General features: G+C 41.2%; 16 protein-coding genes. 2 read left to right on the top strand and 14 right to left on the bottom strand.

The window, feature by feature from the left end:
• The first annotated feature begins 65 nt into the window (after positions 1 to 65).
• Positions 66 to 626: a helix-turn-helix domain-containing protein gene (locus tag BVH04_RS02320; protein WP_086539720.1), complete on the top strand. Its 561-nt coding sequence runs from the start codon at positions 66 to 68 to the stop codon at positions 624 to 626.
• A 231-nt stretch (positions 627 to 857) separates the two neighbouring features.
• Here BVH04_RS02320 and BVH04_RS02315 read toward each other — a convergent pair whose 3' ends face one another.
• From BVH04_RS02315 to BVH04_RS02260, 12 genes are all read right to left on the bottom strand, one after another.
• Positions 858 to 2,135, bottom strand: coding sequence for an ADP-ribosylglycohydrolase family protein (locus BVH04_RS02315; protein WP_086539719.1), 1,278 nt, complete (start codon positions 2,133 to 2,135; stop codon positions 858 to 860).
• A gap of 94 nt (positions 2,136 to 2,229) precedes the next feature.
• Entirely contained in the window at positions 2,230 to 2,613 is a 384-nt protein-coding gene (locus tag BVH04_RS02310; RefSeq protein WP_169714341.1) for a mannonate dehydratase, read from the bottom strand.
• Between the two features lie 59 nt (positions 2,614 to 2,672).
• Positions 2,673 to 4,961, bottom strand: coding sequence for a TonB-dependent receptor domain-containing protein (locus BVH04_RS02305; protein ID WP_240510805.1), 2,289 nt, complete (start codon positions 4,959 to 4,961; stop codon positions 2,673 to 2,675).
• A 183-nt stretch (positions 4,962 to 5,144) separates the two neighbouring features.
• Positions 5,145 to 5,858, bottom strand: coding sequence for a LytTR family DNA-binding domain-containing protein (locus BVH04_RS02300; RefSeq protein WP_240510804.1), 714 nt, complete (start codon positions 5,856 to 5,858; stop codon positions 5,145 to 5,147).
• 377 nt (positions 5,859 to 6,235) lie between these two features.
• Positions 6,236 to 6,913: a type II CAAX endopeptidase family protein gene (locus BVH04_RS02295; protein ID WP_240510803.1), complete on the bottom strand. Its 678-nt coding sequence runs from the start codon at positions 6,911 to 6,913 to the stop codon at positions 6,236 to 6,238.
• Positions 6,914 to 7,390: 477 nt separating this feature from the next.
• Positions 7,391 to 8,371, bottom strand: a complete 981-nt coding sequence (locus BVH04_RS02290; protein WP_086539714.1) for a mannonate dehydratase — start codon at positions 8,369 to 8,371, stop codon at positions 7,391 to 7,393.
• A gap of 554 nt (positions 8,372 to 8,925) precedes the next feature.
• Positions 8,926 to 9,669 (bottom strand): RraA family protein, encoded by a 744-nt coding sequence (locus BVH04_RS02285; protein WP_086539713.1) that lies wholly within the window; start codon positions 9,667 to 9,669, stop codon positions 8,926 to 8,928.
• Positions 9,670 to 9,697: 28 nt separating this feature from the next.
• Complete coding sequence (locus tag BVH04_RS02280) at positions 9,698 to 11,176, bottom strand: glycoside hydrolase family protein (protein WP_086539712.1); 1,479 nt, start codon at positions 11,174 to 11,176, stop codon at positions 9,698 to 9,700.
• Between the two features lie 11 nt (positions 11,177 to 11,187).
• Positions 11,188 to 12,036, bottom strand: a complete 849-nt coding sequence (locus BVH04_RS02275; RefSeq protein ID WP_086539711.1) for an SDR family NAD(P)-dependent oxidoreductase — start codon at positions 12,034 to 12,036, stop codon at positions 11,188 to 11,190.
• Positions 12,024 to 13,445 (bottom strand): glucuronate isomerase, encoded by a 1,422-nt coding sequence (gene uxaC, locus BVH04_RS02270; RefSeq protein ID WP_086539846.1) that lies wholly within the window; start codon positions 13,443 to 13,445, stop codon positions 12,024 to 12,026. The genes BVH04_RS02275 and uxaC overlap by 13 nt, the downstream gene beginning before the upstream one ends.
• Before the next feature lie 5 nt (positions 13,446 to 13,450).
• On the bottom strand, positions 13,451 to 15,115 hold the full coding sequence (locus BVH04_RS02265; protein ID WP_240510802.1) for a sodium:solute symporter family transporter: 1,665 nt from the start codon (positions 15,113 to 15,115) through the stop codon (positions 13,451 to 13,453).
• A gap of 99 nt (positions 15,116 to 15,214) precedes the next feature.
• Positions 15,215 to 16,654 carry a GH39 family glycosyl hydrolase gene (locus BVH04_RS02260; RefSeq protein WP_086539710.1) on the bottom strand — a complete coding sequence of 480 codons (1,440 nt, stop codon included), beginning with the start codon at positions 16,652 to 16,654 and terminating at the stop codon, positions 15,215 to 15,217.
• 225 nt (positions 16,655 to 16,879) lie between these two features.
• Between BVH04_RS02260 and BVH04_RS02255 the strand changes: the two genes are divergently transcribed.
• Entirely contained in the window at positions 16,880 to 17,752 is an 873-nt protein-coding gene (locus BVH04_RS02255) for an AraC family transcriptional regulator (protein WP_086539709.1), read from the top strand.
• Positions 17,753 to 17,819: 67 nt separating this feature from the next.
• Here the strand turns inward: BVH04_RS02255 and BVH04_RS02250 are convergent, their stop codons facing one another.
• The gene (locus BVH04_RS02250) at positions 17,820 to 19,493 is read right to left on the bottom strand and encodes a RagB/SusD family nutrient uptake outer membrane protein (RefSeq protein ID WP_086539708.1); all 1,674 of its coding nucleotides are present in this window, start codon (positions 19,491 to 19,493) and stop codon (positions 17,820 to 17,822) included.
• A gap of 18 nt (positions 19,494 to 19,511) precedes the next feature.
• Complete coding sequence (locus tag BVH04_RS02245) at positions 19,512 to 22,658, bottom strand: SusC/RagA family TonB-linked outer membrane protein (RefSeq protein ID WP_086539707.1); 3,147 nt, start codon at positions 22,656 to 22,658, stop codon at positions 19,512 to 19,514.
• Positions 22,659 to 23,253 lie beyond the last annotated feature (595 nt).

Below are 23,253 nucleotides of genomic sequence, written 5' to 3'. Positions count from 1 at the left end.
ACTTAATTTACCATCAGGCCGATATGATTTCTGAATTTAGACTAGATACCTAATGTGAATATGCTATGAAGCTCTATATTAAATATATGGTGAGTCAGCGATGTAAAATGCTGGTGAGAAAAGAACTTGATAACCTTGGTATTACAAAAGTAAAGGTGGAGCTAGGAGTAGTAGATATTCTGGAAGATGTCTCCATGGAACAGCTCCACCGATTGAAAGCAAATCTAAAAGTATCAGCGCTGGAAGTAATTGAAAACAAAAAGGATATCCTTATAGAAAGAATCAAAAATGTAATTGTGGAAATGATTCATTATTCTGACGAATTGCCAAAGACAAATTATTCTGATTTTTTAAGTGAGAAATTGAACTATGACTACACCTATTTGTCCAATATATTTTCCGAAGAAAAAGGGATCACTATTCAGCAATTCATCATCCTAAACAAAATCGAAAAGGTGAAAGAACTTCTGCTCTATGGAGAGATGAACCTGACGGAGATTTCGTACAGACTTCATTACAGCAGTATCAGTCATCTATCCAATCAATTTAAAAAGGTCACAGGTATGTCTCCATCCCTTTACGAAAAAATGAGTGCTAAAAGAAAGTCCAACCTGGAAGGGTTGTGATTTTATCTGATTATCCGCAATTCCCCCTACTTTCAAAAAGTTGACTTCATGAGCTAACGGATATCAAATCGTCTAAAATTCAGTCTATTTATGATCCGTTATTCAGAATGACGCCAGAAGCCTTACTCTCTGGACGATTATATTAACTCTGTTGAAAAAACTATCAACGCTGATCTGAAAGATTTTAGACGTACTTCGCCCACCCAATAAATTGAAATTAAGCGCCTTTCACTATTTAACAACAGGCACATACCAAACAACCTTTTCCAGATCGACTCCTCCACCAAGTACCTCTTGAACGGCACGGTCTGTAATATAAACGCCCACTTTAGCCATATTCTCAAAAGTATCCAGCCCGTTGTTTGGGAAATTCTGTCTCGTTCTGTGGATATTAAATTGCTCGGAAAGACCTCCTCCAAATTGCCTCTGCACTTCTTCCCCTCCCAGCATAAATCCTATTAAACCTGCCCAAGTCGCTGTTGGATTATCAGAATCCCAACCCGAAAGTGCTCCTATTTTAATGGTTTCTTTCAAATCTCCTTCTCCATAAAACAAACTCACCATACTTGCTCCAAAGTTTATTCCTGCAGCAAAACAACCATTGCAATACAGGTTTTTTGAAGTAATGGCGTAACCATCTTCTTGATTCTCCTGGTACTTTACATATAAGGAGTCACGCGTACTTTCCCATTTAGCACCATTCTCATACTGATCGAACACAAAATCATACATCTTTGCTGGATACGAATCGGCTGGCAAATTCTTTCTCGCCTCTTTGGACATCCACATCAATTGATCTTTCATGGGAAGCTTACTGTCCACTTTAGAAGCCATTGAATGCATGATCACGTAAAACTCAGCGATCTTTTGAGCTTCATTTCTGGCGGTGGTTTGAATAGGCAGATTAGCCAGTTCCAATGCTTTATCAGGTCTAGCTGGAGCAAAAAGTCCAAAAATCTCCGTAGTCAACTGAGCATCTATCATATCAAAATGCTTGTTGTTAATGGGATCGCCGGTCAACGGTGGAAGCATCCCTTCCTCCATCAAGTTGAAGGCAGTTTGATTGGAAACCCAGAGGTAATTCTCTTCCTCGGACTTGATGTGCTTTAACCAACCCTCTCTAATTTGAACGGGAGTAAGTATGCTCGTTTGATTGGTGTAAAGCAAATATTGGTACATGTACTCAATGTCCGTATCGTCATCAGAGCCCCACCAATCCTTTCTGGTGTAAAAGTCTCCTATCTGGATCTCTCCAATATTTCCAATTTTATCCATTTCGGTCACTAGCCCAGTCCAATTGCCGATGCTCTCTCCCAACCAAAAGCCATAAAGCTTATCCAAATAGGCTGATCGAGAAATCACTAAATCTGACGACTCAGGACTATATTCCTCATAAACAAGGTTTCCATCACGGAGTGAATTGGTTTCTTTAGGAGCTGGATCACAAGCACCAAAGAAAATAATACCTGTTAAAAGTAGTACTGGTCTGAAAATCTGAAAGAAGTCCATTATTGGATATTTTTTTTAGTAAAAAGGAAAAATACTGTGATCATTAAATCTCAATCTATCTTCAATCTGAACTCAGATTTCTAGTTAAACATAACTATATGGATTCATAAATCCCCTTCAAATAGCCTATGGCAAAGACTTTACCGGTGATCTCATAGCCTACTGAAGTACTTCCCCCAAAAGTACCCAGAGTTTCCCCGTACATCGCGGGTGCATGATCTGGACGTATTGGCCCATCAAACCCATATTTCTTATAGGTTTCAAACATTTCCACCATGTCCGTGGGGCCTTTGTCATGAAAGGTCTCACGGAAGTTGTACTTATCTCCTTCCACATCCCGAATGTGGAGAAAAGAAATCCGTTTTTGCTCAAGCCACAGCGCTGCAAGTTGCTGGATGTTTTCACCCATCGTCAGAAATGACGCTTGGCAAAAGGTGATTTTGTTACTTTCTATCGAACATAGATAGAAGCAACGCACAGTGAAGATATTAATACACCTCGCAGGGGAAATCAGGTGTGGAATACCTTTTTCTGAAATCAGAAGCCTCTTTTATTGATGTGTAGTCCGCTGGAAACGTTCCTATTTTCTTTTTTTACTTTCTTGCCTTTTTGAAATGAGTAGTTCACAGTAAACCATAATGGTATCCTGGACATATTAATCTGTCCGATAGCCCTTTGGTAAAATTCATCTCCCTTGGTATCCAATCCATAGTAGGTAAATTTTCGGGAAAAGGGCAGAGCAGATGTCAAGCCGACTTTCCACTGATCTCCTAGCTTTTTCTCTCCTGCTACAAAATACAAAGGACCGCTAAACAAATTAGATTGAATATCATAAACTGGAGATAGGTACCTGAACCGGAGGGTGATGGTAATATCCTTTTTAATTGCCATTATTCCCGAAAATCCAGTCTCCATGGCCAAACGGTCTCTTGATGGGAAATTTTCTATCTCATTTCCGACGCCACTGCTATGGAAAATTCTGATCATATGGTTTAATGAAATGGATTTACTCAGCCTCAGAGACCCACTGGACTGTAAGCCTATTTGGTACAGGTCTCCCAGATTGTCAAAAGTGACCTCCATCAGACCAGATGTATTCATGCTATTTAGACTGTTGATCACATTGCTTCTTTTTTCAAAGAACAAAGAATTCATAAGCATGAGGTTTCCTGTATTCCAGGTATGTTCCAGATTGGCCTGATAATAGATATAAGGCTGTAAGTCCTGATTGCCAAAGGATATGGTATATGGATCCAGAGTGGCCTCAAAATCATTTAGCTGGTGAAATAAGGGGTATACCATGGCGGAACGGAAAAAGAACCTCGCAGAATGTCTCTCATTCCAAACATATCCCATTCTTACATTGGGCAAGACGTACAAATGATTCCTTTTTTTGTCCTGATTGGCCGTTTGGATGTGTATTTGCTCTGTCCTAAGCCCGGCTTCCATATCCCACGCATTTTTTTTCCAACGGATGGTACTGTAAAGGGCTTGGACGCTGCTTTTAAAATCAAAGCTGTTTTCATGGCCATTCCCAAAGTGTTGCTGTTGTATCTGAAATCCTGTCATCAGGCGAATGGCAGAGGTTAACCTTGTTCTGAAATCAACCTTTAAATTTGAAACTTTTTGTTCCGGGCGAGTAGCGTTGACAAAACTTTCCTCTTCATGGAGAAGGGTTAACCTGTTTTCTCCCATCAAGCGGCTATGTGTCCAATCCACCGTAATTCCTTTATCTTTTTCTTTATTAAATTCATGCTGCAGATAGAGGGCTGTTGTCACAGACCTATTCCAGTCTTTTTCCTGCCGCTGAGCTATCCAAGGCTCCATTTCGTTTTTTTGAAGGGTTATGTTCCCATTATGGGTTTCTGAAAACCAGCTGGCCGCCAGATAGCCATGAAGTAAAGTGCTCGGAGCAAAGGCATATTCCAATCCTTGATGCAAGGTGTGGGAAAGACTTCTCTGCCGGGTTTGTTGGTCCGTCAAAATTTCCCCTTCACCAAAAATTTTTCGCTCATAACTCTGTGTAACATCAAAAAAGCTAAAAGCTCCATTGTAACTGGTATAGGCATGTAGTTTCGGAGTATAAATTGACAGACTTGCTGTGGGGAAACTGTATACTTCATTCCGCGAAATGGGCAGTTCAGCATAGACCATTCCCGAGAAGCCGGTTTCCTTTTCGGCCAATAGGATATGGATGACGGCATCTGCTTCACCTGCAAACATGGCTGAAGGATTCATCACCAGCTCAATTTTATCAATTTGCTCTGCCCTAAGCTGCTGCACATACCTGTGGTCCCTTTCAGCACCGTCAACAAAGATGATGATCTTATTCTTTCCACTAATACGGATGCTTTGGTTAAAATCCACAAAAACTCCAGGAATCTGGTTCAGGATATCCATGCCGGTATTAGAAGCGGCCACATGCTGTTTATTGATTAAAAAGACAGCTTTTCCTCCTTCTGTACTTCCTTTTACCTTTTCACCTGCTACCACCAGGGTTTCTAATACCATTTCCGACTCCCGGATATATACCTTTCCGAGATCAAGCTCTCCTGAATCTTCTAGCGTCAAAATTACGTTTTCAAAACCCATGTAGCTGAATTTTAAAAACAAAGGGCTATTTCCTGAAAAGGGCAGATGAAAGTTACCATCGCTGTCCGTATTCGTTCCTGCTATAAATATTGAATCGGGAAGCTGGTACAGGACCGCATTGGCGAATGGAACTGGCTCCTCATTGGACGCATTTAGCAAAGTGCCAGTCAGTTTTTCTGTAGTCTGGGCATTTGCAAGGAAGGAAACAGTCAACGCGATGCATGTGAGGATCATTGCGAACTGTTTGTGGAAAATAACTGATGTCTTCATGGCCTTTTGATCCGTTGGTTGTACAGAACAAAGGAACTAATGGTCTTTGAAAGCACCCAAGAAGTGGTACAGATGCCAAATAGTTGGGTTGAGGGACAAGAAACCTTCCCAACTTGTTACCAAAAGCAAGCATTTGGGATGAATGGTTTATCGGAATGCAGCAAATTTTTCCTCGAATTCCCTGACCTTATTTCGGGAAACCGGAACTTCCAAATCCAATCCATTCAGACGCAAGCGGTATCCTAAAGCATTGCCCCTCTTCTGGCTAATTTTCTTGAGATTGACCAAAAAAGCACGGTGTACCCTCAGAAGACAGGCATGCATTTTAAGCTGTTCTTCAATTTCATTCATGCTGTTGCGGATGATTTTTTTGTGAAGCTTGCCCTCTTGAGACAGATAAAATACCACATAATTCCCTTCCGAGCTTATGCACAGGAGTTCGGACAAATAAAACTCCAGAGACTCCTTTTTGAGTTTGGAACTGATGTTTAAGAGAGGCACATCCTTGGGCTTTTCTGCTGGCAGCCGATTGAAGAACTCTTCCTGAATGGGCAAAGTACTGAACCAAAAAGGGGCATGAACGAGGCTGAAAAAAATATAGGGTAGAAAACAGATGAAAACTGCATATTTGAAGGAGTCCAAAAAAGTATGAAAATTCCACCGACCTGCAGTAGGTTCCAACAGGAAGGCGACAAAATAAACGGTCAAACCCATCGCAAATAGGATGACAGCAAAGGATAACAATTCTTTTCCTATGGTCCAAAAACTAGCCTTTTTGCAGATGAAAGGATTAACTAGCCAGGTTGTAGCTATAAATGCGGCTGAACCAACCATCAGTCCATAAATTATCAGTTTTCCCATAAAAAGCTGGCTTTCTACTTGGGCGGTGTCAAATGGAGTGTAAATTAAGGTAAACAAAAACCCGAAAACAGTGATGATCACAAAAGCAGCCCAGGGCTTTTGGAGTAAATAATTTTGGGGTATTTCTTTTTTCAATCTGCTTGAAAGCATAGCCAGGAGAGAGGTATAAAATCCTTTACTCGTTAAAATAATAACCAAACAGAAAGCAAACCAAAAAGGAAGCTTTTAAATAATGGCTTCTAGTTTAATAGTCCAAAACACCTTTTTTTCACAAATTCTTTTTTGAGATAGACTAAACCTTCAATTGAGCTGAAAAAGAGGGATGGCACTAGAGGAATCTGCAACATATCACAAAAAACCAAATTTAAGATAAATGATCATAAATCGTTGGTTGTTTTTATCGATAATAAGGCGATTATGCCTATGCCTAATATGAGCAGTTCCAGTATCCAAAAATTCAATTGGAAAACATCGTTTGCCATGACCACGCTGGGAAATACCGGCATAAAGGCGTTGGAGGTGCCATGTGCCACCAAAGCGGACATAGGCTTGTGCTTTGAGGCTTTTATCAGCCAGGACAAAAAAAATGACAATCCTATGCAACCGATTAGAAAAGCCGCAAAAGGCATATAAATTTGAAAAGAATCGGAAATGAACCATAGCGGGACATGCCAAAATGCCCAAATAATGCCTAAAAGGATATTTCCGTACCATAACCCAAACTTGGATTCTAAATAGGGCATGATATATCCTCTCCAACCCACTTCTTCTTGACCTCCACCCAAAAATATCATCAAGAGCAAATAGATGGGAAAAATATAAATAGTTGGTAACAACATGGGCAATCTTTCATATCCAAAAAATCCGGGAAGGTACCACGCCAAAAAATTGACGAGGCCTAGAACAGTAATAATAGTAACCCAAATTTTCCAGCTAAAATCCACCGAAAGAAAGGACTTGAGAAAGGGTTTGACGGCTGACTTTCCTTGCAGGGTCCTAATGGAAAAGAGCGCACCCATGGCAGGACCAAATGCGCCTAAAATGATGGCCGACATGCTTAGATAGCTAATCAGGTTGTCATTTATTTTAAGTACTCCCAAGCCTTCCAATACAAAGGGTAGCCAAAGTAGCCAAGACCACAAAAACGTGACTGTAAAGAAGCGAAGTGGGATTACTTTGAAATTTAAAGTATTTGGGTTCATAAAAATATTCTTTCTGTGATCACCTATACAAGGTTAGGGAAAATATGGACCAAGAAAGCACTTTATAAGAACCCTGATCGAGAAATCACTAAATCTGACGACTCAGGATTATATTCCTCATAAACAAGGTTTCCATCACGGAGTGAATTGGTTTCTTCAAGAGCTGGATTACAAGCACCAAAAAGAATAATCACTGTTAAAACTAGCGTTGATCTGAAAACCTGAAAGAAGCCCATTATTGGATATTTTTTTGAGTAAAAAGGAAAAATACTGTGATCATTAGATGTCAAACTAGTTTCACTCTGAACACAGATCTCTAGTTAAACATAACTATACCGATTCATAAATCCCCTTCAAATAGCCTATGGCAAAGATTTTACCGGTGATCTCATAGCCAACTGAAGTACTTCCCCCAAAAGTACCCTGAGTTTCACCATACATCGCGGGTGCATGATCTGGACGTATTGGCCCGTCAAACCCATATTTCTTATAGGTTCTAAACATTTCCACCATGTCCGTGGGGCCATTGTCATGAAAGGTCTCTCGGAAGTTGTACTTATCTCCTTCCACATCCCGAATGTGGAGAAAAGAAATCCGTTTTTGCTCAAGCCACAGCGCTGCAAGTTGCTGGATGTTTTCACCCATCGTCAGAAATGACGCTTGGCAAAAGGTGATTTTGTTACTTTCTATGGGAAAGCGGTCCCAAACTTTTTCAAATGCGGCAGCACTCGTCAAAATTCGACCAACTCCTTTTAGCGGACTTATCGGTGGATCATCAGGATGCAAGGCCATGCTCACTCCCGAAGCTTTTGCTTCTGGCAAGACGGCTTCAAGAAAGTAAAACAGATTATCCCAAAGCTGTTCTTCAGTGACTCGAAGCTCATCGGAGACCAATTGATTTTGTACATCTTCATGATAAAAACCGCTTACCTGCGCTCCGCCTCTTTCTGGTATATCTACTCGGGTTCTAAACCAACCAATCGTCGCCATGAAATTGTAGCAAAGTAGCGGAATCTCCAGTTGCCCCATATTACGGAGCATCTGAATATATTTTTCGATCGTTTGATCCCTGTCTGGTAAGCCAAGTTTGATTGGTTGCATATCAAATTGATCCCCTTCCAAACCTTCCAAGGCGAATCCCTTTTGATTAAACTGATCGGAGATCTTCCTTAGAGATTCGAAATGGGATGGATCCGCCAGTCCCGAAAGATCGGAAGCGGCCTTGGTGATGGCGTGATTGACCCCGATTTGCTTTGCCAAAGACCACTTTCGCTCATCGTATTTCGCCGGCAACAGCATTGAAAATTTCATAACTCCATAATTTTATCAAAATAACAAACGACTATCCTCAATCTCACTTTTCACATTAAACTTTATGTGTATCCGCTTTTCTGCCAGTAAGGGAAATGCGAAAAATAGAATTTGCTAAAAACTCTCAATAAACGCCACATTGGTCATCGGTCTTCGGTCCTTTTAATCAGAGAAAATAAGGCTACTGGCATAATTCCGTACAATCATATTAAACTTTATGTGTATCCGCTATTCTGCAAGTAAGGGACATACGAAAACAGAATTTGCTAAAAACTCTCAATGAACGCCACATCGGTCATCAGTCATCCCCGCCTGTCTTTCGGTCAGGGGTCTTCGGTCCTTTTAATCAGAGAAAATAAGGCTACTGGCATCATTCCGTACAATCATATTAAACTTTATGATTATCGGCCACTTTGCCAGTAGGCAGAAGAGCCAAGAATATAAATGGACATAGTTGATAATTAGGTGTTTCGGTCTTCCGTCTTCTGTCTTCGGTCACAATAAGCAAAGAAAATAAGGCTACTGGCATAATTCCGTACAATCACATTTTACATTTAAAAATACCCTCCCTTGTCAGAAATTGCCTTGGCGCTCTGCCCTTCTTTCACCCATCCGAAAATCTTTTTCTCATTCTCCTTGATTTCCTCAGCTCTCAAAAGCACTTCATAGGCCACTTCTCTTGGCACTGCCAAAACCCCATCTACATCTCCCATGATCACATCACCGGGTCTAATAAAGCATTTGTCAATCTGAATAGGAACCTGATAGTCTGTAATCAAACACCTTCCCAGACTTCCATTGGACGATTTATACTTATAGAAAACAGGAAAATCCGCTTCCAGTATCTGATGTGTATCCCGAATTCCTCCATCCACGCATGCGGCTTTTACACCTTTCCCTTTGGCAGTAGCAGTCATCACACCACCCCAGGAAGTGGATTCTTCATCTCCACTGGTATCATAGATGACAAAAGCGTTTGGGTGCATTTCATCCAGCATTTTTGTTCTAAACTCCATTTCCCCACTTACTCGGGTACTGCTGGAGCTTTTGACAGTAAAGGCAAAACCGGCAACCGTTTGATACTCACGGAGCGCTTTAATCCGAATCGGCAAAGCTTGATTCAAATAAGTAAACTCCCGCAATACATCATTAATCGCTCCTGTATAAATCTTCTCAAATCGGCTCAAAAGCTCTTCATCCGATACAGGGAAAGTGACTTTGGGAACAACCTCTCTGGCTTCTATCAATCGCTCGAGATTCATCATCCCGACTTCTTTTTTATAGTTTTCTACACTCATGTTAGTTCTATTTAGATTCTGTGAATAATTACTTTTTGATCGGTATTAGACTTTTGTCTGCCAGTAGAATTGGGCCATCATAAATCGGAATGTTGCGGAAGGTATACTGTGCGCCATTTTTACTCCATTGGTCAGTTGGAATGTCAAACACTTCTCCCGTAATCATATCCACATAAACGGGTTCCTCAAATTTTGCATTGGCAAAAGTGAAATTGAACAGACGCTTCTCAGTGGAATTATTAGGCATACTCTCACTTTCCCAAATAGTAAATACCTGCTGACCGGTTTCTTGGTGTTTGTAGCCATAAACTGCGAAACTCCTGTCTGTACTTTTATTGAAAACTACCTCATTTGGGTCTTCTGGGATGTATTTCGAATTATGTGAATCCTTCACATCAGTGATGCGCTCCAGGGAATTATCAAAAACTGCTGCGATATTCTGCACCGCATAGTAGGCCATTTTTGGACGGATGACTTGCTTAGTGGAATCAGACATGAGCAGTCCTTTTACATTCAGTCTTTTGATCGGGCCACTGTTGTAGGCCATGTCAATAATGGAAAAAACACTGCTTTCAATATCATGACCCAAATCGCCCAGCATACGTCGGGTATCCCACTTAGCCTGAGAAAGCTCTGACCAATCATGATCTCCGATGGCTCCTCGGCCTGGCCCGCCAATAGAAGGAGCACCATTTTCTCCCTGTCTTAGGGTTATTTTAGTGGAATATTGCTCCAAAATCTTTTTCATTTCCATCACCTTAGGATAATGGGAATCGGGATTATAGACGTAGTCGTGGTAAGTGATATTATCCAACAATTCCAATTTACCGGAGTCATGCATTACTTTGAAAAATTCTGCTGCGTACTCCAAATCAATATGTCCGAAAGCCAATCCTGAAACCTTCGCTTCAGGTTGAATTCGCTTTACGATCTCGATGGTGCGAATATTCAAAGCAGCGGCTTTCTCGGCCGTATTTTCGAGATTGTCTCCAAAATTTGGCTCGTTCCAAATTTCCCAGTTGATGACTTTGTCTTTATATCTATTCACCATTGCAGCCACCCAGCGATCCCAGGCAGCCAATGCTACTTCTGAATGTGGAACACCCGCCGCTAGATTGATTCCGCCACCGCCTTCATAGATTTCATTCCCGTAGGAAAACTGAATCCACGGCTCCAAGCCTCGAGAAGTCGCATCATTTACAATATGATCCAGCCAAGCCCAATCGTATTGCCCTTTGACTTTTTCAGTTTTTGCCCAGCCGCCCTGAAGCCTCAATCTTTTGATGCCTAATGGATTCAAGTATTCTTTATAAGCATCGTAATCGGTGAAATCCCGATCCAATGTTTCGCAGCCCAAAAGCCAATTGGAGCCCTCGATTTCATTTGCATTTCTGGGATTAATTTCACCGATTTTTGTCAAACCGTAAGAATCAGTAGTCTGCGCTATTGCATTGATTCCAAAAAGGAAAATGAGGCAGCTGGCTAATATTACTTTGAAGTTTATCATTGTCGCTTTATTTAAATCCCTGAATCTGCCTGAAACCCACCATCGATAGGAATGATCGTACCAGTCACAAAACCTGCATTCTCCTCGCTGATCAGCCAGTTCATACAGCCCAATAATTCACTTGCCTGTCCAAATCGGTGAATAGGGGTTTGTCGAAGAATATTCTCCCCTCTTTGGCTTGTTGAACCATCGGCATTAAATAAGATTTTCTTGCTTCGCTCATTCACAAAGAACCCCGGCGCTATGGCATTGACGCGAATATTCGCCGGTGCCACATAGGTCGCGAGCCATTGGGTGAAATTCGCAACTCCAGCCTTGGCCATCCCATAAGCTCCAACGCGTGACAGCGGTTTGAATGAATTCATCGAGGCGATATTGATAATCACACCTCCGCCATTTTTCGCCATATCCTTTCCGAAAATCTGGCAGGGAATCACAGTCCCCATGGTATTAGTGTGGAGAACAGACTGAAATGAATCAAGATTGAGGTTAAAAAAACCACGCGTTCCTTCCTGAGCTTCCTGCAGTTCATCTTCATGGTATTTCAAGTAATTAGTCACCGCTTCAGCCTGATTCCCGCCAGCTCCATTGATTAGAATTGAGCATAATCCCAATTGTTCTGAAACCTGTAACCTGGCATTTTCTACCTCCTCGGCGGAAGTGACGTCTGTGCTGATAGCAATAGCAGTTCCGCCCTCAGCTTCTATTTCCCGAAGAACCAACTCCAGTTTCTGCAGGTCTCTTCCCAAAAGTGCTACAGCAATTCCTTGAGAGGCCAATGATTTTGACATTTCAGAGCAAAGTGTTCCGCCTGCTCCAGTCACCACAGCGACGCGTTTTGTTTTATCTATTTCTGACATACTCCTTGTCTTTTTTGAATCTTAGTTTTGATGTTTTGGTATGAGATATTTGAGATCAAATCTGTAAGCATGGCAGTATCGTTGGAAATTTTTCCAGCTTCTGCCCAAGCTCCAATTTGATCACAAAGAATTCTTCTGAAATATTCATGTCGGGAAAGCGAAAGAATGCTTCTGGAATCGGTGGTCATTCCAATAAATGAATTCAATACGCCATAAGAAGACAGATCGCTAAGATGATTTCGGATGCCTGCCTCATGATCGTTGTACCACCATGCAGGCCCAAATTGAATTTTCCCAATAATCCCATCTTCCGTGTAGGAACCTGTCAAACTCGCAAATGCTGCATTGTCAGTTGGATTTAAGGTGTACAAGATGGTTTCTGGCAACGCTCCTACCTGCTCTAATCCATCCAAAAACAGCGTCAACGAATTGATATCACAAGCATTCCCAATACTTGCAAATCCACCTGCTGCTCCTGCCAACTTTCGCAATCTGGAACTGGTTTTTCGCTGAGCACCAATATGAAGCTGCATGATCCAATTTCGTTTTCCATATTCGGTTCCCAAAAAATGGAGTAAAAACGATTTCAACCTGATCAGATCCATTTCTATTGGATAGTCTTCTGAAATCAGTTGTTTGAAGATTTTGGACGCTTCTTCTTCAGAAGTAGGCATATACGAAAAGCCCGCATCCAAGCCATGATCTGCGAACAGGCAACCACTTTCACCGAAATAATCCAGTCGGATTTTGACTGCCTCCAGAAAATCCTGCAGGCTGTTGATGGACACTCGCGTATCCGTTCCCAATTTCTCAATCCAGTTTTTGGAGTTGGTTTTGGAAAAAGTAACCAAACTATCCGCCCGTAAGGATGGAAGCACTTGGGTTTCGAATTGGGACAAATGCAGTGAATGGTGAGACTCCAAATCGTCCAAAATATCGTCTGAGGTAATCAGTATTTCACTTCCGAAGCTGCTGACAAGTGACCTACTGCTGAACTCATTTTGTTGAAGCTTTTCATTGCAGGAATCCCAAATTTCCCGGGCATTTGAAGAATTCAATAAGTCATCGATTCCAAATACGCGTTTCAGCTCCAATGCACTCCAATGGAAAAGCGGATTGCCCATTGTTTTTGGAAGCGTTTCTGCCCAATTATAGAACTTTTGAAGGTCACTGGCATTTCCGGTAATTTCCTCTTCGGCAATTCCACAGATCCGCATAGCCCGGTGCTTGTATGGATCTTCATTTACCCAAATTTGGGCTAGGTTTTCAAAGCACCTATTTTCCGCCAAATTATGAGGATTGATATGGTTATGAAAATCTATAATTGGCAAGGAAGAAGCTACCTCATGAAATAAGGATACCCCTGTTTTATTTCCTATCAGCCAATTATCGTCAATAAAGTTTTTCATAAAATTCAATAGGTTTTAGGTTTGATTTTTTTGTAATAGAAAAACAGGATCACAGCCAACAACATAAGAAATATGGCACCGTAGATCGCTATTTTACTTCCCAGGGTTCCTACTGAAAACATTGCCATTCCGAAAATAAGTAAGCCACTTATCGCAAGCGCAATGATAAAAACCATGAATAGCATATTCTGGAATTGTTCAGAGATTTCAGGGATTTCATCTTTCCGCAACGGCGTATTCAGCTGCTTGAAAAATTCCTCCACCCTTGTTTTATATTCCAGACTTTTGGAAACGAATATTCCTGAGCCGAAAAATATAAGGAAACAAACCACGATTTCAATTAAGGTCGCCATTTCCCAACTCAAACCAGCAATACTATTCAACACTAGCCCCAATCCAATCCCTACGATCACGGTAGCAATCGCGCCAAGTGGTCTGGGTTTCTTGAATATTATCCCAAAAATCAAAGGGATTGCCAGTGGAATAGAAAAGATGCCGGTGAGCAGTTTGTTCGCTTCAAAAGCCCCACCCAACTGTCCGACAAATAATGCTCCGATGGTTGCAACGATTCCAACCAGAATAATATTAAGTCTTGCTACCCAGATATAGTGCATGTCAGAAGCATTCGGATTGAAGAGTCGCTTATAGATATCATTGGTCAATACACCAGACATGACGTTAAATTCAGAATTCAGCGAGGACATGGTGGCTGAAAAAATGGCTGCCAGCATCAAACCCATCAATCCGGTTGGGAGTAATTTCACCGCCACCCCAACGTAAGCCATTTCAGGATTGCTCAAATCAGGTAAAATTTCCTGTGCAGCAATGGCGGGCAATAAGAAGAAAATAGGGAAAACGAAGAATAAGGCGGCAGTAAAATAGCCTAGCTTGCTGGAGGATTTTTCATCTTTTACGCTGTAAAAACGCTGGATAAAAACCCAATTGGCATTGTATTTCAAACTGATCAACACGTAATAAACCAAGATCCAAAGTGGTGTCGCGTCTGGCCCGTTGAATATATTAAAATGAGCTGGATGCGCATCCATCAAGTTAGACAGTCCGCCAGCTGCTTCCAGTGACAAAGGCACCAAAATCAAGGAGGCGAAAATCAAGATCACAAACTGCAACGTGTCCATCACTACTACAGCCCAAACTCCACCAACTATAGTGAAAGCCGTGATGACAAATCCTGAGATCAGGATACTTTCATAAAAGGAGAAGGAAGTCGCCGTCGTGATGAAAATTCCAATGGCATAAAGTCTCACCATATTATCCAAAAAACGGATCACCAAACCTATCCAGCTAAACGTTTGTCGCACCCCAGAATTAAAGCGGGTTTCCAGGTATTCCACAGGAGTAATGATGCCAGATCTTCTCCATCTTTTCCCCAAATACCTCGCAGCGATCAAACAGGGAAATACGGTACTCCAGAGAATAATCACTCCGAACAATCCATATTGGTAGGCTATCCCGGCATGAGCTACAAAAACAAAGGAGCTGAATAATCCCATGTAATTACTGATGGCACCGATTACCCAGGGAATTGTATTTCCACCTTTGAAATACTGCTTGATGTCTTTTACAAACCATCCGAAAAAACCACCTACTCCAGCCATCAGCAGCATATAAAGTATGAATGCGTAGTAATCCAGCTGTTGAAGTTTTTCCATGTCAGTATTTTGGGTTAAGGATAGTTAAGGTAGAAATATCAAAATATAGGTAAGAAATGTTCATCTCTTTTCCCTTGATTTTTTAGGATTAGGAGCTGATCACAGGAGATTTAAACTTGATTTCTCGGCAATCAACACAGGGGAATCATAGACTGGAATTTCAAATTCTACTTTCTCACCATTCTGTTCCCATTGATCATCCGCTATTTCATAAACCTTCCCTGTCAATAAATCCACCCAAACAGGCTCCTGAAATTTTGTATCAGAAAAGTTTATAGTAATCTTCTGCGTATCAAATGAGTTAGTTGCATTTTGTCCATCGAGCCAAATAGCAATTAAGGGGGAAGGGACTTTTCCATTGCTTTGGTATTTGTACACCGAAAGAGACGAATCGGCATCAGTGTCAAACTCTAAATCCCCATCCAGTACCAAGGTATCGTCAAACAATGAAGTCAAATTTTGAATCGCATAATAGGCCACTTTAGGACGGATGGCCGCCATGGTTATGTCAGATTGAATCAATCCCTTGGTATTCAAAACAGGTTTATAATAAATGTCTATTATGGTGAATACTGAAGTCTCGATATCATTTCCCAAGTCCCCAAGCAATCGGCGCATGTCATATTTTGCCTGTGTATATTCTGTCCAGTAATATTCTGAAAGTGCAAAGCTTGGAATGTAGGTTGATGGCGCACCATTCTCTCCCTGTCTGAGAAGTAGCTTGTCGGAGTATTTGCTAATGATCTTTCTGAGGCCTAAAACCCGCTTTTCAGAATACGCGTCTTCAGGTCGCATAGTGTAGCTATGATACGATATCCAGTGGAACAAATTCAATTTATCCTGATCTGCTATCACTTTAAGAAATCGATCTAAGTACTCCTGATCGCTATTGGAAGCAAAGGCTAATCCCGCTATTTGGGCTTCCGGTTGAATTTTTTTAATGATTTCTGCAGTGCGGATATTTAATGCCGCTGTTGTCTCGGGGCTGATTTCCTGCATAGGATGGTCAGGTTCATTCCAGATTTCCCATTCCTGCACACGATCTTGATATCGGTTGACCAATGCTGCAACCCAGTTATCCCATGCCTGATATGCTTCTTCAGAAGACATCAGTGAATTCAGTAATCCTTTTCCTCCTCCGCCTTCATAGATGGGATTGCCATAAGATGGCTGAAGCCAAGGTTCCAAATCATTTGCTATCGCATAATCAATGATTTCATCCAACCACTGCCAATCGTACTCCCCTTTTACTTTTTCGCACTTTGCCCAACCTGCCTGAAGCCTGATTTTCTTTGCTCCTAAAGGCGCTAAGTAGGCTTTATAATTATCCCAAACAGCCAAATCTCTGTCCAGCGTTTCACATCCTATTGTTATTCTAGATGATACTATTTCGGAAGTGGATTTAGGCTTTAAAGTTCCAATTCGCCTCATCTCAACTTTCAGAGGTGTCCAAACTCTTTCTGCTGAGGTATCAATGGATTGTGCATTACTTACTTGAACCCCTACGAATAGGAGTACACTAAATATGAATTTCCTCATGTATTTTGGGTCTATTGTATTTGGAAAAAAACTCCAGATCAAGCAATCATAAAGTCTCTTCCCTATACTAAATAATACCCTAAAGTACATGCAATTGGCAAAACCCTATTCTCTGAAATTTGCTACCTATAATACTATTTTAGCATTTCAGCGATTAGTTCTTTACTAATTGGCAAGAATTAAACATATTTCTAATGAGTAAACCCAAAAACCATTTGAAAAGCTATGTTACCTCTATTCCTGAAAAAGAACACCCGCTCTTTTGAGCAGTCATTTTACACTGGAAAAGTCTTTGTAAATCATACCTATGACATTTGGCACAATCATGCTGAACTGGAGTTTTTGCATATAATCAATGGAAGTGGCACTCGATTTATTGGGGATAGCATTGAAGCATTTTCCAGCGGGGATATGGTTTTGGTTGGGTCACATTTACCTCATGTATGGCGTTCTGACAAAATTTACTACGAGGATATTCCTGAACTTCAGATAGAATTAACTCTCACACAATTCACTAGGGATTTTGTGGGAAAGGAATTTTTCAGCTTACCAGAGATGAATTGCATCCAGGAATTATTGGATGATGCCAACCAGGGTTTACAGATTCTTGGTAAAACACGAGAGTTAATTTCAACTCGGTTGGTCAGACTTAATGAGCTGGAAGGCGGAGAAAAGTTGATGGAATTCATCCAGATGCTATATCTGATTTCAAAATCTAAGGAATACAGAAAGCTATCCAGTATAGGTTTTATGGATTCTTACCAATCCAAAGGAGCAACGAGGATCAATAAAGTGCATGATTTTGTAATGAACAATTTCATGGAAGAGATCTCACTCAAAGAAGCTGCGGATGTAGCCAACATGAATGAAACCGCATTTTGCCGCTATTTCAAATCCAGCACGCTGAAAACTTTCACGCAGTTTCTCAATGAAGTACGAATCGGATACGCCTGTAAATTGCTGCTAAGCGAAGACCTTAATATATCAGGAATTGGCTACGAGTGTGGATTCAAAAACATCTCCTATTTCAACCGAGTTTTTAAAAACACGCTGGGTCTTACGCCTCAACAATATCAAAGAAAACACCTGGTCAGCTGAATTTGAGCAAAAAAAAAGGGGAGGCAAAAGCCTCCCCTTTTTAAATTTATAGTAAACCCTAAGTTAATTAATACCCTGGATTTTGCTCCAGTTTACCATTGATATTTGCCTCGATCTCTCTGGCAGGAATAGGCCAAAGTCCATGATGATCCAAAATATTGGAGCTATTGAGATCATTGTATTTTCTCACTCTTTCTACCACTTTTCCCAATCTAGCCAGCGTCAATCTTCGGTCTTCTTCAAAACTCAATTCCCTAGCCCGCTCATCCAGAATATAATCGATAGTCACTTCAGAGGGCATTACAGGTTTTGCCTTGGCTCTGTTTCTAAGCATATTGATGTCATCGGCAGCTTTTGCCAAATTACCTTGCCCTAAATAAGCTTCTGCTCTGATCAGATAAGTCTCCGCTAATCTCATGTAATACTGATCAGAATAAGTAGAGCCGGCACCATTTGTCAACAGTCCTGTTTCTTTATTGGCGTATAGATTATCCGGATGCTGACCAGGAGTAGTCACTTTCGAAATCCAAGGATACCATCTCCAGCTTTCAGCTTTCAGATTTGGGCCAGGATATTTAACCGCACTTGAATCGAACCATGCTGAGCTTGGCTCATCGTATTTGAAATCACGCACATAGTTGTATTTGGAATTTCTAATATCCCCTGTAAAGTCATCTGCCCATACGGTTTGCTCCATGTATTGAGTAGGTCGCATGAAGGATACGCCTCGACCTCCTGCATTTAAGTTGGAAAGTGAACCTGCTGACCCCCTTTTTCCATTCGGATCAGTTAGCGTAAATACGGCTGGGGCATGCACGCGCTCCAACACATTTCCTCCCAAATTCGTCGAAGACAAAACACCACCAAGTATATCCACCTCAAATTGAGCTACCCAAATAGCCTCGGTATTTCCACCTTTTCTATTTTGATTTCCCACTCGAAAAAGATCATAAAAAACATCTCCGTCCTGATTTTTCAAAGAACCAAAACGCTCAGTCATCAATGCTGTGCTAGGATCATCTATTACAATTGATGATGCCGCAATTGCCTCATCCCACTTCTCCTGTTCCAAGTAGATTTCAGCAATCAGTTGATTTGCGACCAGATTTGAAAGCTTCCCGTCCTCCACTGCATTGATGCCGGGAAGATTTTCTTTCGCAATCAGCAAGTCGCTTACGATTTGATTGATCACCTCTACTTTTGTTGCTCGTACAAAATCAGTGGTAGGTGCAGTTACTTCATTAAGCAGCAATGGTACACCTCCAAAAAGGTAAACGAGATTTCGATAACCAAAAGCCCTGAAAAAGTGGGCTTCGGCAGCTACCGATTTCTTTTCTTCTTCAGTAAGGACAGTGTTTTCTTCCAATCGATCTATGATACTATTTGCGCTTGTGATGATCTTATACAATCCGTTCCAATGATATAATGGTATTCCGCTGGTTGGATTTAGTGCCACGCTATAGTTACCAAATCGTAACCCGTCACTCGTTCTCCTCGCATTGATCATCATATCGGTACCATACAGATGAGCGTAGCCGTTTTCGTTGGCGTTAAACTTCAGATTTCTAACCTGAGCATAAATATCCGTAAGCGCCCCCTGATAGTTTTCATAGGTTACAAATGAATTGCCTGTGCTATAGAAATCCAAAGGCGTTTCTTTAAGAAAGTCATCCTCTACGCATGAGCTGGTCATTGCTGAAAAGAGGATAATTGCAAGTATATTTTTAATAGTTGATTTCATAAGAATGAGATTAATGCGTTAGAATGATACATCTAGTCCAAGGGAAAATCCTTTCATGACTGGTAAGCTTTGCCCTGCTTCCGCTCCCAATCCCTGACCTGTTTCCGGATCCCAACCTTCCCAATCGGTGAAAGTGAGGAGGTTTTTACCTGAGACAAACACCTTAAAAGACTGCATGCCGATTTTATCCAACATAGTACTGTTGAAACTGTAGGAGAGTGAGATGTCTTGAAGTCTGACAAAGCTTCTGTCAAAATATCTCTGTCCTGCAATTCCCGCATCCGGGCCAGGTCTTCTGTACGTCGCACCGGGATTTGATGGACTCCAATAGTCTACTTCAGAATACCAGTTGCTGCTTTGCGCTGTTCCCACAGTTCCATAATTCACACCTGCCCAAGGATTGTTTTGCCCTAAGTAGCTATTGCTGCCCCCTTGAACAGAATTGATGAAAAACCGAAGCGTAAACTCTTTGTATTTGAGTGTATTTTGGATTCCAAAGCGATACGCTGGCTCTGTCCTTCCCAATATTTGTCGATCACCTTGAGGAGTAATATTTCCATCTCCGTCCAAATCCTTCAACTTATACAATCCGGCTTCAAAGCCTGTTGGTATCTCGTCTTCGACTTGCCAAATACCATCTATTACAAATCCATAAATAGTCCCAATCGATTCTCCGATAAACAGGTTATTGGCTATCAGGTCATCCTCTTTGCCATCTCCATCTCTATCCAGTCCGATCAATTTGTCAATTCTATTGGTATTTCTGGAGAAATTAAAGCCAAAATCCCAGGAGAAATCTTGCGCTTGAATAAGTTTTGTATTCAAAACCAGTTCCAGACCTTTATTATTGATCTCGCCTACGTTTGAGACAATGTTTGAAAAGCCAGTGACATTTGGCAGGACAAAGTTCCATAGTAGATCAGTAGTGGTGGACTCGTAGTAATCAAGGTTAGCTGAGATCCTCCCATCAAATAAATCTGCATCCAAACCGAAGTTTACTCCGCCCGTTCTCTCCCAAGACAAATCCGGATTTGACAGAGAAACAATCCTCTGACCATTTTCGGCACTTGCCCCATCACCAAAAACATATTGTGAGTTAGTTCCCGAAGAAACTGTCGCCAACGAGCTATAGCGGCTCGTTAGATTTCCAGTGACACCGTAAGAAGCTCTGAACTTTAGAAAATCAATATTTTTTGCATTGGCAAGAAAGGATTCTTCCGAAATCACCCACCCCAAGCCTATAGAAGGGAAAACCCCAAACTTATTATTTTCAGAAAACCCACTAAATCCATCTCTTCGAATGGTGGCAGTGAACAAGTATCTGCGCTTAAAATCATATGCGAATCTGCCCATCTGATATAAGTAACTTTCCTCCCATGCACTTGATCCGATACGCTGAATCAATGCCTGTTGCAAGCTATTGTAAGAAAGGGTGAGATTGGTGAAATCTGTACCTACCGCTCTGGTTTCATCAAAAACGATCTTATTGAAACCATATAGGCCAGTCAGAGTCAATCTGTGATTTGAATTGATCTCCTTAGTGTAAGTCACAATATTATCAAGAAGTAAATCGTGTGTCCAGCTATTGTTTTTCTGTGCTCGACCTGCCAATCCACCATCGTAAGGATTGGAGGTACTGAAATTAGACCAGCGATAGTTATTGCTGAAATTTACCCGATAGCTCAATCCTTCAATGAATGGAATCTTAACATCTGCATAGAGTATTGCTGAAATGTTATTTCTCAGATCACGATTATCAGACTGAGCCTGTAGAAAAGGATTCAATCTAAAATCACCCAATGGATTTATGTTATACTCACCGTTTTCTTTTTGAGAAGTAACCAACGGACTCATGGTAGGGATGATGTTGAATTCAGGACTATCTCCGGAATAATCTGTAAAGGAACCGAAGGTATTTATTCCAATTTTCAACCACTTCGTAATGTCTGTATCCAAATTGATTCTTCCGGTTACCCGGCTGAATTTATCATTTAACATCCAGCCAGTTTGATCTGTATAGCCTCCTGAAATAAAATAAGAAGTGTTATCTGAACTACCTCGGATGCTGATATTTTGATCATTGATGTATCCGGGACTGGTTACTTCATCGTACCAGCTGTAGTCAGTTCCATTTCGCAATCCATCCATCAAAGGCGGGAAAAAGCCTGTATTATTATCCAATGTCCAATCAGGATTCTCAGTTAAATAGTCAGGAGCAACATAGCCTCTTTGCCAATCTACATCCCGGGCACTTTTCAAATAATCCTCTCTTCCTAATGGGGTAAGTTGATTCGCAGGATTCTGCGAAGCGATAAAACCAGAATAGCTAATCACTGGCTTTTGAGATTTTTTACCAGTTTTAGAAGTAATGATAATTACCCCGTTTGCAGCCTGAGCTCCATAAATGGCTTTGCTGCTTGCATCTTTCAAAATGTCAATGGATTGAATATCCCTTGGATTTAGATCAGATATTCTTCCGCGATAGAATACTCCATCCAAGACTATCAGTGGGCTTTGATTACCATTGAGGGAAGTTTGCCCTCTCACTTGTATGCTTGGATCAGAGCCAGCAGTAGAGACCTGACCGATGTTTACACCAGGCGTAGTCCCATTTAATGCCTGTAGAATATTCGTATTTGGTGCTTCCTCAAAATTCTTGAGAGGAGCAGAAATTACTGACCCCGTTAAGTCTGACTTCTTGGTAGTACCATAACCTATCACAACAACTTCTTCCAGATCGGAAGCATCTGCAATTAATGTCACGTCAATCTTGGAAAGATTTCCAACAGCTTTTTCCTGGGTGGAATAGCCAATAAATGAAAATACCAAAACCGAATTTTCATTGGGCACAGCAATAGTGTATTTCCCATCAAAATCTGACACAACCCCTGTGGTAGTTCCTTTAACAAGAATTGAAGTGCCCGGCATTGGCTGACCGGTATCGTCTGAGACGGTTCCTGTGATTGTGATTTCCGCTTTGTTAAAATCAGCAATTGAAGCGGAAAAATCCAATGACAGCGACTCTTTTAAAATACTGTCATTACCTACTTTAGCTGGGATATTGTCCCTTTCTAAAGAAATAAAACTGCTCGTAACTAGCAGCATTGAACAGACAAACATTCCAAAGAGGAATTTTTGGCAGGATGTGTAAAAGGTCTTTACCATACTATTTTGGGTTATGTTTAATTGAAATACCTCAGTCAAGACCAACAGAATGAACCTGTTAGATAATTGACTTGAGATCGTGCCAATAAAAGTATGGAGATCAAACAGCCTTGAATTTCACATTTCTTGCAGGCTATAAGATTTTATTTGCAAGAATGAGCTTTGATAAGCACATTCGTGCAAAAAACCAATCACACTAGTTTCAAAAAAACACCGGGAGCAAAATTCCCCTTGTAATTAATATAAGGATATTAAAGCGTTTTACGTCCGACTACTGTACGGATTATGCTTAGGATAACATTCTACACCTAGACGGGGAATTAAAAGTCCTGTAGGGACGCTAGATTGGTAGCCCGGGGTTTCAATCCCGGGTAAAAGAAAGGCATTGGTTTTTTGTTTTGGCAGGAATGAGGTCAATCAAGAAAAGGAGGGTTCGCCAAAACGATTAATTGTTGATCGTGTTGGGATTGCAAATCCCTCGATCAAGGTTCGAGATTACAAATTCTATACAGCTGGTTTTTATTCCACAGACCACGAAGTGGTCAAACCATGAATAGCCCCCGGTATAACCGGGGGTTAAGAATGACGATGAGCA

Source organism: Algoriphagus antarcticus, assembly GCF_002150685.1.
Classification (GTDB): domain Bacteria; phylum Bacteroidota; class Bacteroidia; order Cytophagales; family Cyclobacteriaceae; genus Algoriphagus; species Algoriphagus antarcticus.
Note: the sequence above shows the minus strand (reverse complement) of the source record. Positions and strands in the feature narration are given on the sequence as shown.